The 11735-nt window shown below is 61.4% G+C and carries 13 protein-coding genes; 10 read left to right on the forward strand and 3 right to left on the reverse strand.

The features are described from left to right. Positions 1-4: 4 nt before the first annotated feature. From hisA to coaA, 4 genes are read left to right on the forward strand one after another with little or no spacing between them, the layout of a single operon-like run. The gene (hisA, locus tag QMO80_RS12990; protein WP_283196957.1) at positions 5-751 is read left to right on the forward strand and encodes a 1-(5-phosphoribosyl)-5-[(5-phosphoribosylamino)methylideneamino]imidazole-4-carboxamide isomerase; all 747 of its coding nucleotides are present in this window, start codon (positions 5-7) and stop codon (positions 749-751) included. Then, positions 752-1540 carry an imidazole glycerol phosphate synthase subunit HisF gene (gene hisF, locus QMO80_RS12995; protein ID WP_283196958.1) on the forward strand — a complete coding sequence of 263 codons (789 nt, stop codon included), beginning with the start codon at positions 752-754 and terminating at the stop codon, positions 1538-1540. Positions 1541-1557: 17 nt separating this feature from the next. Continuing rightward, the gene (locus QMO80_RS13000) at positions 1558-1881 is read left to right on the forward strand and encodes a phosphoribosyl-ATP diphosphatase (protein ID WP_283196959.1); all 324 of its coding nucleotides are present in this window, start codon (positions 1558-1560) and stop codon (positions 1879-1881) included. Further along, on the forward strand, positions 1878-2873 hold the full coding sequence (gene coaA, locus QMO80_RS13005; protein WP_283196960.1) for a type I pantothenate kinase: 996 nt from the start codon (positions 1878-1880) through the stop codon (positions 2871-2873). Before QMO80_RS13000 ends, coaA begins: the two co-directional genes overlap by 4 nt. 20 nt (positions 2874-2893) lie before the next feature. Here the strand turns inward: coaA and QMO80_RS13010 are convergent, their stop codons facing one another. From QMO80_RS13010 to QMO80_RS13020, 3 genes are all read right to left on the reverse strand, one after another. Then, the gene (locus QMO80_RS13010; RefSeq protein WP_283196961.1) at positions 2894-3508 is read right to left on the reverse strand and encodes an alpha-ketoglutarate-dependent dioxygenase AlkB; all 615 of its coding nucleotides are present in this window, start codon (positions 3506-3508) and stop codon (positions 2894-2896) included. A gap of 1 nt (position 3509) precedes the next feature. After that, entirely contained in the window at positions 3510-3953 is a 444-nt protein-coding gene (gene arfB / locus QMO80_RS13015; protein ID WP_283196962.1) for an alternative ribosome rescue aminoacyl-tRNA hydrolase ArfB, read from the reverse strand. A gap of 120 nt (positions 3954-4073) precedes the next feature. After that, a complete protein-coding gene (locus tag QMO80_RS13020) occupies positions 4074-5684 on the reverse strand; it encodes a phosphoenolpyruvate carboxykinase (RefSeq protein WP_283196963.1) in 1611 nt (536 codons plus the stop codon). A 337-nt stretch (positions 5685-6021) separates the two neighbouring features. Between QMO80_RS13020 and QMO80_RS13025 the strand changes: the two genes are divergently transcribed. From QMO80_RS13025 to ahcY, 6 genes are all read left to right on the forward strand, one after another. Beyond that, positions 6022-6756, forward strand: a complete 735-nt coding sequence (locus tag QMO80_RS13025; protein ID WP_283200182.1) for a response regulator transcription factor — start codon at positions 6022-6024, stop codon at positions 6754-6756. A gap of 79 nt (positions 6757-6835) precedes the next feature. Beyond that, positions 6836-8626: a sensor histidine kinase gene (locus QMO80_RS13030; RefSeq protein ID WP_283196964.1), complete on the forward strand. Its 1791-nt coding sequence runs from the start codon at positions 6836-6838 to the stop codon at positions 8624-8626. After that, on the forward strand, positions 8623-9072 hold the full coding sequence (locus QMO80_RS13035) for an HPr kinase/phosphorylase (RefSeq protein WP_283196965.1): 450 nt from the start codon (positions 8623-8625) through the stop codon (positions 9070-9072). Before QMO80_RS13030 ends, QMO80_RS13035 begins: the two co-directional genes overlap by 4 nt. A 150-nt stretch (positions 9073-9222) precedes the next feature. Next, a complete protein-coding gene (locus QMO80_RS13040; protein ID WP_003544139.1) occupies positions 9223-9624 on the forward strand; it encodes a PTS sugar transporter subunit IIA in 402 nt (133 codons plus the stop codon). Between the two features lie 9 nt (positions 9625-9633). After that, complete coding sequence (locus tag QMO80_RS13045) at positions 9634-9909, forward strand: HPr family phosphocarrier protein (RefSeq protein WP_283196966.1); 276 nt, start codon at positions 9634-9636, stop codon at positions 9907-9909. A 273-nt stretch (positions 9910-10182) separates the two neighbouring features. After that, positions 10183-11583, forward strand: a complete 1401-nt coding sequence (gene ahcY, locus QMO80_RS13050; RefSeq protein WP_283196967.1) for an adenosylhomocysteinase — start codon at positions 10183-10185, stop codon at positions 11581-11583. Positions 11584-11735: the final 152 nt, after the last annotated feature.

Here is an 11735-nt window from a genome sequence, read left to right on the forward strand (position 1 = left end):
CGACATGATCCTTTTTCCCGCGATCGACCTGAAGGGCGGCCAATGCGTCCGCCTCAAGCTCGGCGACATGCAGCAGGCGACGGTCTACAACACCGATCCGGCCGCCCAAGCGAAATCCTTCGAAGAGCAGGGTTTCGAATGGCTGCACGTGGTCGATCTCGACGGCGCCTTTGCGGGACATTCGGCCAATGGCGACGCCGTCGAGGCGATCCTGAAAGCAACGAAAAATCCGGTGCAACTCGGCGGCGGCATCCGCACGCTCGATCATATCGAAGCGTGGCTCGCGCGCGGGCTGCGGCGCGTCATTCTCGGCACCGTCGCGGTCAGAAATCCTGATCTGGTCATCGAGGCCTGCCGGAAATTTCCCGGCCACGTCGCCGTCGGCATCGATGCCAAGGGCGGCAAGGTGGCGGTCGAGGGCTGGGCGGAGGCTTCCGAACTCGGGATCGTCGAGCTCGCCCGGAAATTCGAGGGCGCCGGCGTTAGCGCGATCATCTACACCGATATCGATCGCGATGGCATTCTGACCGGCATCAACTGGAGCTCGACGCTGGCGCTTGCCGACGCCGTTTCCATTCCCGTCATTGCTTCGGGCGGCCTGGCCTCGATCGACGACATCAAGCGGATGCTGCAGCCCGACGCGCAGAAGCTGGAAGGGGCGATCTCCGGCCGGGCGCTTTACGACGGCCGTATCGACCCCGCGGAAGCGCTGGCGCTGATCAAGGCCAGCAGGGCAAAGGAGACTGCGTAAATGACCCTTAAAGCCCGTGTCATCCCCTGCCTCGACGTCAAGGACGGCCGCGTCGTCAAGGGCGTCAACTTCCTCAATCTCGTCGATGCCGGCGATCCGGTCGAAGCGGCCAAGGCCTATGATGCGGCCGGCGCCGACGAACTCTGTTTCCTCGACATCACCGCGTCCTCGGACAATCGCGAGACGATCTTCGACGTCGTGTCGCGCACGGCCGACCAATGCTTCATGCCGCTGACGGTCGGCGGCGGCGTGCGCACCATCGCCGATATCCGCAAGCTGCTGCTTTGCGGGGCCGACAAGGTCTCGATCAATTCGGCAGCGGTCAGCAATCCCGATTTCGTCACCGAGGCGGCCGACAAGTTCGGCGACCAATGCATCGTCGTCTCGATCGACGCCAAGCGCAGGCGTAGCCAAGCGGTCGGCGGCGACAATCTCAGCGCCTGGGAAATCTATACGCATGGCGGCCGCAACGCGACCGGCCTCGACGCCGTCGAATTCGCCCGGAAGATGGTTGAGCGCGGCGCCGGCGAGCTGCTGGTCACCTCGATGGACCGAGACGGCACCAAGGTCGGCTATGATCTGGAACTGACGCGAGCGATCGCCGATGCGGTGCGTGTGCCCGTCATCGCCTCGGGCGGCGTCGGCGACCTCGACGATCTCGTCGCCGGGGTGAAGGAGGGCCATGCCAATGCCGTGCTCGCCGCGTCGATCTTCCATTTCGGCACCTATTCCGTCGGCGAGGCCAAGCACTATATGTCGAAGTGCGGCATCGACATGCGGCTCGACTGAACCTTGAAAGCGGACATATGAGCGGATTTTCCCTTTCCGATCTCGAAAGCATCGTCAAAGAGCGGTCGACAGCCTCGCCGGAGCAATCCTGGACAGCCAAGCTCGTCGCCGCCGGCCAGCCGAAAGCGGCCAAGAAGCTAGGTGAAGAGGCGATCGAAGCCGTGATGGCGGCGGTGACCGGCGACCGCGACAATCTGACCTATGAAGCCGCCGATGTGCTCTATCACCTTTTGGTCGTATTGAAGATTGCTGAAATACCGTTAGAGAATGTCATGGCCGAACTCGAGCGCAGAACCGCGCAGTCCGGCCTCAAGGAAAAGGCCGGCCGGCAGGGTTCATGAGTATCGCGACTGAGATTATCGGGGTGCCGGAAACGTTGGATCACTTCCAGTCGGACTCCTATTCGCCCTACCACTTCTTCTCTTCCGAACAATGGGCGAAGTTCCGCGCCGATACGCCGCTGACGCTGACCAGCGACGAGGTCAAACGGCTGCGTTCGATGGGCGACCCGATCGACCTCGACGAGGTCAGGCGCATCTATCTGTCGCTGTCGCGGCTGCTGTCGGCACATGTCGAATCCTCGCAGATGCTGTTCGAACAGCGCAACCGCTTCCTCAGCCTCTCCGATGTGACGAAGACGCCCTTCGTCATCGGCATTGCCGGCTCGGTCGCCGTCGGAAAATCGACCACCGCCCGTATCCTCAAGGAGCTTCTGGGGCGCTGGCCTTCCAGCCCGAAGGTCGATCTCGTCACCACCGACGGCTTCCTTCATCCGAATGCCGTGCTGCAGCGGGAAAAGCTGATGCAGCGCAAGGGTTTTCCGGAGAGTTACGACACGGCGGCGATCCTGCGCTTTCTCTCGGCAATCAAGGCCGGGCAGCCGGATGTGAGGGCGCCGAGCTATTCGCACCTCGTCTATGACGTGCTGCCGGACGAATACAAGATCGTCGACCGGCCCGACATCCTGATCTTCGAGGGCATCAACGTGCTGCAATCGCGCGACCTGCCTGCCGGCGGCAAGATCGTGCCGATGGTCTCCGATTTCTTCGACTTCTCGATCTATATCGATGCCGCCGAAGACCAGATCCACAATTGGTATGTCGCCCGCTTCATGCGGCTGCGCGAGACCGCCTTCCGCGATCCGAACTCCTTTTTCCATCGCTACGCCTCGATCAGCGACGCGGAAGCGCTCGAAATCGCCGGGGATCTCTGGGCGAATATCAACCTGAAAAACCTGCGCCAGAACATCCTGCCGACGCGGCCGCGTGCCGATCTCATCCTGAAAAAGGGCAAGGATCATCTGATCGAGCAGGTCGCGCTGCGGAAACTATAGCAGGCGATCCTCGCTGACCATCAGCTTGGAGGATTGACGCGGCGCAGCGTCAGATTGATGCGGCCGTTCTTCAACAGCGTCGAGGTCGCTGGATGGATGCGGTCGACGCCATGGAAACACAGCCTCCCCTCGCCGCCCAATACGACCAGATCGCCGCTCGAAAGCTTGAAAGATAGCGTGCGATCATTGCGGTTGAGGCCGCCGATGCGGAAGAGACAGCTGTTGCCGAGCGAGATCGAGACGACCGGCGCCTGCAGATCCTGTTCGTCCTTGTCCTGATGCAGGCCCATGCGCGCTTCGTCGGAATAGAAGTTTACCAGGCAGGCTTCCGGCGGGCTGTCGTAAGCGGCCACATCATTCCAGATATCGAGCAATTCCTGCGGCATATCGGGCCAGCGCCTGCCGGTTGCCGGATGCGTCGGCTGATAGCGGTAGCCGCGCTCCTTGTCGGTCACCCAGCCGAGCGGCCCGCAATTGGTCATGCGCACCGACATCGGCTTGCCGGTTCCGGGCATGGCGGGCACATAAAGCGGCGCTTCGGCGACGATCTTGCGGATCACCTCGACCAGCGCCTCCTGACGCGCCCGGTCGAGATAGCCGGGAAGGTGGCGAATGCCGCTCAAAAGCTCCGGCATTTCATTCGCCGCCGCTGCCGCCGGGGCGGCCGCGCATTTTCTTTACTTCGGAGCGGCCGGATTTTTCCTTCAGGCGGCGTTCGACCGAACCCTTGGTCGGCCTGGTCTTCTTGCGCGGCGGCGGCGGCGGCTTGGCGGCCTCCAGAATCAGCTCCTTCAGCCGCTCGCGCGCATCCTCGCGGTTGCGGTCCTGGCTACGAAACCGGCTCGCCTCGATCATCAGCACGCCGTCCTTCGACAGGCGCCGGCCGGCGAGTTTGACCGCATTGGCCTTGATGCGATCGTTGAGGGAGGGCGAATTCGGAATGTTGAAAAACAGCTGGACCGCGGTCGAGACCTTGTTGACATTCTGCCCGCCGGGACCGCCCGCCAGAACGAATTGTTCCGTCAGCTCCCATCCTGATATGGTGATTCTGTCATCGATATAGAGCGCGTCGCTGGCCATGCGGCGTTCTATCTCACATCGGCGGTGAATTGAAAATATCGGCCGTCAATCGAAAAACCCGGCAATCCTGCGATGCCGGGTTTCACGTGAGTCAGAGAATTTGTTTAAGGCGGGCTCAGCTTATTCGGCCGCAACCTTTACGCCCGGGGCCGCATCGCGGACGCCGCCATCGACGTGATCCTCGAATTTGGCGAAGTTGGCGATGAACATCGAGACCAGCTTTTCGGCCTGCGCGTCATAGGCTGCCTTGTCGGCCCAGGTCGAGCGCGGGTCGAGGATGCTGCTGTCGACGCCGTTGACGGAGACCGGCACGGCGAAGCCGAAGTTGGTGTCCGCACGGAATTCGACCTGACCGAGTTCGCCGGTCAGGGCAGCCGCGAGAAGGGCGCGCGTCGCCTTGATCGGCATGCGCTTGCCGGTGCCGTAGGCGCCGCCGGTCCAGCCGGTATTCACCAGCCAGCATTCGACGCCATGGCGGCTGATCAGCTCCTTCAGCAGGTTGCCGTATTCAGCCGGATGCCGCGGCATGAAAGGCGCACCGAAGCAAGTGGAGAAGGTCGCTTCCGGCTCGACGACACCCTTCTCGGTGCCGGCCACCTTGGCGGTGTAGCCGGACAGGAAGTGATACATCGCCTGGTCGGGCGTCAAACGGGCGATCGGCGGCATGACGCCGAAGGCATCGGCGGTCAGCATGATGATCGTCTTCGGATGCCCGGCCCGGCCGGTTTCCGAGGCGTTCGGGATGAAATGCATCGGGTAGGCGCAGCGGGTGTTCTCCGTCAGCGACCCATCATCGAAATTCGGCTCGCGGCGTTCGTTCAGCACCACGTTTTCGAGCACGGTGCCGAAACGCTGCGTCGTCGCGTAGATTTCCGGCTCGGCTTCGGCCGACAGACGGATGGTCTTGGCGTAGCAGCCGCCTTCGAAATTGAAGATGCCGTTTTCGCTCCAGCCGTGTTCGTCATCGCCGATCAGCGTGCGGGCCGGATCGGCCGAAAGCGTCGTCTTGCCGGTGCCGGACAAGCCGAAGAACACTGCCGCATCGCCATCCGGGCCGACGTTGGCCGAGCAGTGCATCGGCATCACGCCCTTGGCCGGCAGCAGGTAATTGAGAACGGTGAACACCGATTTCTTCATTTCACCGGCATAGGAGGTGCCGCCGATGAGAACGAGGCCGTTGGTGAGATCGCAGGCGATCACCGTCTCCGTGCGGCAGCCGTGGCGGGCCGGATCGGCCTTGAAGCTCGGCAGGTCGATGATCGTCAGCTTCGGCACGAAGGTGGCGAGCGCCGCCGTCTCCGGACGGATCAGCAGATTGCGGATGAAGAGCGAATGCCAGGCAAACTCGGTGACGACCCGGGTCGGCAGCGCATGGCCTTCTTCGGCACCGCCGACGAGATCCTGGACGAACAGATCCTTGCCGGCGGCATGCGCCAGCATATCCGCGCGCAGCAGAGCGAAATGCTCCGGCGAGAGCGGCTTGTTGTTGTCCCACCAGATTTCGCCATCGGTGTTGGCATCGCGAACGACGAACTTGTCGCGCGGCGAACGGCCGGTGTGCTGGCCGGTAAGGGCCCTCAGCGCACCCTGAGCGGTCAGTTCGGCTTCGCCCCGGCGGATCGATTCTTCATAGAGCGCGGCGGCGGAAAAGTTGTAGCGAACGCTGGCTGCGCCGCCCAATCCAACCGTTGCCAGCTCTGTTGCCGGGTTATGAACTCCGAACATTTCCATGGCTAGTTCCCTTCGCTCAGGCTCGTTGCCGTTAAAACTAATCGCGAAAATACGGGTAGAAATTTTAAAACACAAGAGACAAAACTTGAAAAAATATAGTAATATCAATTATTTAATCGATTTAAATTTAGCGCCATAATTTTAAATCGTTTTAGATGGGCGCGTTGAAACATTTTACCGCGCTACTCAAGATTGCCTTCGAATTCCACGACAATCTTTCCCTTTATCTTTGCCACAATTTGTTCCACCTTTATCCTCCATAAGCGCATCCGGTCACTGAGACCGCCTGGGGAAAGCAAATCCGGGAGATTGCGCACTGATGACGGAGACGAACACCATGCCGACAATCGCGCTCGTTGATGACGACCGCAACATCCTCACCTCGGTGTCGATCGCACTGGAGGCCGAAGGATATAAGGTCGAGACTTATACGGACGGTGCTTCGGCCCTCGACGGCCTTCTGGCGCGCCCGCCGCAGCTGGCGATCTTCGACATCAAGATGCCGCGCATGGACGGCATGGAACTGCTGCGCCGTCTGCGGCAGAAGTCGGATATTCCCGTCATCTTCCTCACCTCCAAGGATGAGGAGATCGATGAGCTCTTCGGCCTGAAGATGGGCGCCGACGATTTCATCACCAAGCCGTTTTCGCAGCGGCTGCTGGTCGAACGCGTCCGCGCCGTGCTGCGCCGCGCCTCAAGCCGTGAAGCCGCCGCCGCCGGCGCCAGCCCGGCTGGCGCGCCGAAGAACGGCGCCGTGCAGCAGGCCCGCTCGCTGGAGCGCGGGCAGCTGGTCATGGATCAGGAACGCCATACCTGCACTTGGAAGGGTGAGGCCGTGACCCTGACGGTCACCGAATTCCTGATCCTGCATTCTCTGGCGCAGCGCCCCGGCGTCGTCAAAAGCCGTGACGCGCTGATGGACGCAGCCTATGACGAACAGGTCTATGTCGACGACCGGACCATCGACAGCCACATCAAGCGGCTGCGCAAGAAATTCAAGATGGTCGACACCGACTTTGATATGATTGAAACACTCTACGGAGTGGGATACCGCTTCCGCGAGGCAGCCTGAGCCCAAACGGCGCAGCGCGAGACATAGTTGAGGGCCGCGGACCGGTTTATCCGGCCCCGCCCTTCGAAAGGGCCAGTCATTGGCACAGTTGGTGCAGGAAAGGGATCTCGACGATGCGGAGGGCGTGAGCACCCGTCGCGTCCGAGGCCGCCGTTGGTCGCATCCCTTCACGCTGATTCGCCGCATCTTCGGCAATGCTGTGTTTTCGAGCCTGACGCGGCGCATCGTCTTCTTCAATCTCGTCGCACTGCTGGTGCTCGTCGGGGGTATTCTCTACCTCAACCAGTTTCGCGAAGGGCTGATCGACGCCCGCGCCGAGAGCCTGTTGACGCAAGGCGAGATCATCGCCGGCGCCATTTCGGCTTCGGCATCGGTTGATACGAACTCGATCACCATCGATCCGCAGAAGCTGCTCGAGCTGCAGGCCGGCCAGAGCATCACCCCGGTACCGAACGACGAAGACCTCGAATTCCCCATCGATCCCGAGAAGGTCGCGCCGGTGCTGCGCCGGCTGATCTCTCCGACGCGCACGCGCGCCCGCATCTTCGATGCCGATGCCAATCTGCTGCTGGATTCCCGCCATCTTTATTCGCGCGGCCAGGTGCTGCGCTTCGACCTGCCGCCGGTCGAGGAGGAGAAGCAGACCTGGAGCGAATGGTTTGCCACCCTGTTCAACAAGGCGCTGCAGCCCGGCAACCTGCCGCTCTACAAGGAAGCGCCGGGCGGCGACGGCTCGATCTATCCTGAGGTGATGAACGCGCTCACCGGCGTGCGCGGCGCCGTCGTGCGCACGACCGAAAAAGGCGAACTCATCGTTTCGGTCGCCGTGCCGATCCAGCGCTTCCGTGCCGTGCTCGGGGTGCTGCTGCTGTCGACACAGGCAGGCGACATCGACAATATCGTTCATGCCGAGCGGCTTGCGATCATGCGCGTCTTCGGCGTGGCCACGCTCGTCAACGTGCTGCTGTCGCTGGTGCTCTCGTCGACGATCGCCAACCCGCTGCGCCGCCTTTCGGCCGCCGCCATCCGGGTGCGCCGCGGGGCCAAGACGCGTGAGCAGATTCCCGACTTCTCCGCCCGCCAGGATGAAATCGGCAATCTGTCCATCGCCTTGCGCGAAATGACAACGGCACTCTACGACCGGATCGATGCGATCGAGAGTTTCGCCGCCGATGTCAGCCACGAACTCAAAAATCCGCTGACGTCGCTGCGCAGCGCCGTCGAAACGCTGCCGCTTGCCCGATCCGACGATTCCAAGAAGCGGCTGATGGACGTCATCCAGCACGATGTCCGCCGCCTCGACCGGCTGATCAGCGATATCTCCGATGCCTCCCGCCTCGATGCCGAGCTTGCGCGTGTCGATGCCGGTTCCGTCGATATGGAGGTGCTGTTGCGCGACCTCATCGAGGTTTCGCGCCAGGTCAGGAGCAGCAAGAAGCAGGTGGAGATCGAATATTCGATCGAACGCAAGCCGAACGTCAAGACGCGCTTCATCGTCAACGGCCACGACCTGCGCATCGGCCAGATCATCGCCAACCTGATCGAGAACGCCCGCTCCTTCGTGCCTGAAAAGGGTGGCAAGATTACCGTGCGGCTGGTGCGGACACGGTCGCGCTGCGTCACCACGATCGAAGACAACGGGCCCGGCATCCAGGCCGAAAATATCGATCGCATCTTCGAGCGCTTCTATACCGACCGGCCGGAATCGGAAGGCTTCGGCCAGAATTCCGGGCTCGGCCTGTCGATCAGCCGCCAGATCGCCGAGGCTCATGGCGGCTCGCTGAGAGCTGAGAATATCACCGATGCCGAAGGCGGGCAGGTGCTCGGCGCCCGCTTTACCCTCGCTTTACCCGTCGATGCCGCCGCATGACGGCGGCCCGGAACATCCATGCGACGGCGATCGTCGTCGGCAGGACGGGGCTCCTGTTCAGCGGCCCCTCCGGCTGGGGAAAATCGATGCTGGCCTTCACCTGCATGACGGAGGCGCGCCGGCTCGGGCTGTTTACGGCGCTGATCGCCGACGACCAGGTTCTTCTTTCCGAAGAGACCGGCAGCGTGGTGGCCACATGCCCACCATCGATCGCCGGGCTGATCGAGCTTCGCGGCACCGGCATCGTCCGGCAGGAGCATGTGCCGCAGGCGGCGATGCATTATGCCGTGCTCCCGGGCAGCGCATCCGGTGAAAACCGCGTGCCGCCGGAGGGCGAAATCGTCAGCCTCGCGCCCGGTTTTTCGCTTCCCGCATTGCGGTTGCTCACAGGCGTCTCCTCACCGCTTGCAATCCTGATGGCGAAAGCACCCGATATCGGGCATTGACGCCTTCCGGATTGATCAATCTGCCTTATATATTCGCATTTTTATCTTGCACTTCGGCTTTTCATAGCCAAGATGTGCCCCCACCGGTGGACGTAATTGCTGCATTGCGATATTGGGGCCACCGTTGGCGTATATGGGAGCAGTAATATCATGATCGGACTTGTGCTTGTCACTCATGGCAAGCTGGCTGAAGAGTTTCGTCATGCTGTCGAGCACGTCGTCGGTCCTCAGAAATTCATCGAGACGGTCTGTATTGGCCCCGAAGACGACATGGATCAAAGACGGCAGGACATTCTGGAGGCTGTTTCCGGTGCTGATGACGGCCATGGCGTCGTCATTCTGACCGACATGTTCGGCGGCACGCCGTCCAATCTTGCGATATCCGTCATGAGCAGCGGCCATACCGAAGTCATTGCCGGCGTCAACCTGCCGATGCTGATCAAGCTCGCCGGCGTGCGCGGCGAGAACAACATGGAAAAGGCGCTGGTGGAGGCTTCCGAAGCCGGACGGAAATATATCAATGTCGCGAGCCGTGTGCTCAGCGGAAAATAACGGCCCTTCATGACATCGCTCTCCCGGGAACTCCTCATCATCAACAAGCGCGGGCTTCACGCGCGCGCCTCCGCCAAATTCGTGCAGATGGTCGAGGCTTTCGATGCCGCCATCACCGTTTCCAAGGACGGAATGACGGTCGGCGGCACCTCTATCATGGGCCTGATGATGCTGGCGGCAAGCCCCGGCTCGAGCGTCGTCGTCTCGGCAAGCGGCAGTCAGGCCGAGGAAGCCCTGGAGGCCCTTGATCAGCTGATCCAGAACCGCTTCGGCGAAGAGATGTGATCTCTTTGATCTCATATAAACATATAAAGACTTCTTTATATCCTTATTGCCTTCCCATCCGAAGCCTGCTAAACGGCGGATATGCCGTGCGCTAGAGCATGCCGCATCGAACTAGCTTCATGCGACGCGCTTCAGCTCTCTTTTTTGTGCATCTCGTCATCCCGGAACCGCTGCACACGTCCGGGCGACATGCATCAGGACGCGGCCCATCCATCGCGCGGTCATCTTCGCGCCTGCGCCAATTTTGAGACGTTTTTCAGCCTGGAGACCTCTATGAGCACTGAAAAAGATTATGTCGTCGCCGATATCGGGCTTGCGGATTTCGGCCGCAAGGAAATTACCATCGCCGAAACCGAAATGCCGGGGCTGATGTCCTGCCGCACCGAATTCGGCGACGCCAAGCCGCTGAAGGGCGCGCGCATCACCGGCTCGCTGCATATGACCATCCAGACGGCCGTGCTCATCGAGACGCTGGTGGCGCTGGGCGCCGAAGTCCGCTGGGCCTCGTGCAACATCTTCTCGACGCAGGATCATGCCGCTGCCGCGATCGCCGCCGCCGGCGTGCCTGTCTTCGCCATCAAGGGCGAGTCGCTCGAAGATTACTGGGTCTATACCGACAAGATCTTCCAGTGGGCCGATGGCGGCCTTTCCAACATGATCCTTGATGACGGCGGCGACGCCACCATGTACATCCTGCTCGGCGCCCGCGCCGAAGCCGGCGAGGACGTGCTGTCGCATCCGCATTCCGACGAGGAGGAAATCCTCTTCGCACAGATCAAGAAGCGCCTTGCCGCTTCGCCTGGCTGGTTCACCAAGCAGCGCGACGCGATCAAGGGCGTTACCGAAGAAACGACGACCGGCGTCAACCGCCTCTACCAGCTCAGCCAGAAGGGCCTGCTGCCCTTCCCGGCGATCAACGTCAACGACTCCGTCACCAAGTCGAAGTTCGACAACAAGTACGGCTGCAAGGAATCGCTGGTCGACGGCATCCGCCGTGGCACCGACGTCATGATGGCCGGCAAGGTTGCCGTCGTCTGCGGCTACGGCGACGTCGGCAAGGGTTCTGCCGCTTCGCTCTCCGGCGCCGGCGCCCGCGTCAAGGTCACCGAAGCCGATCCGATCTGCGCCCTGCAGGCCGCCATGGACGGTTATGAAGTCGTGCTGCTCGAGGACGTCGTTTCCTCGGCCGATATCTTCATCACCACGACAGGCAACAAGGACGTCATCCGCATCGACCATATGCGTCAGATGAAGGACATGGCGATCGTCGGCAATATCGGCCACTTCGACAACGAAATCGAAGTCGCTGCGCTGCGTAACCTCAAGTGGACCAACGTCAAGCCGCAGGTCGACCTGATCGAATTCCCCAAGGGCAACCGCATCATCCTTCTTTCCGAAGGCCGCCTGCTCAACCTCGGCAACGCCACCGGCCATCCGTCCTTCGTGATGTCGGCCTCCTTCACCAACCAGACGCTGGCGCAGATCGAGCTCTTCACCAAGCCCGGCGAGTATTCGAACCAGGTCTATATCCTGCCGAAGCATCTCGATGAAAAGGTCGCGCGCCTGCATCTCGACAAGCTCGGCGTGAAGCTGACGCAGCTTTCCGAGGAACAGGCTGCCTATATCGGCGTGTCGCCGAAGGGCCCGTTCAAGTCCGACCACTACAGATATTGATCTGACCGTTAATATCCACAAGATGTAGAAGCCGCGGCATTGACAAATGCCGCGGCTTATTTTTTGGGCGCTCCCTTCCCGCCGATTCCCTTCCGAAGTATTGTTTTAAGACTTGATTCGTGGCGCCGGACCCGTCCGGCCGCTCCGGAAAT

The organism is Rhizobium sp. BT03, assembly GCF_030053155.1.
Lineage (GTDB): Bacteria > Pseudomonadota > Alphaproteobacteria > Rhizobiales > Rhizobiaceae > Rhizobium.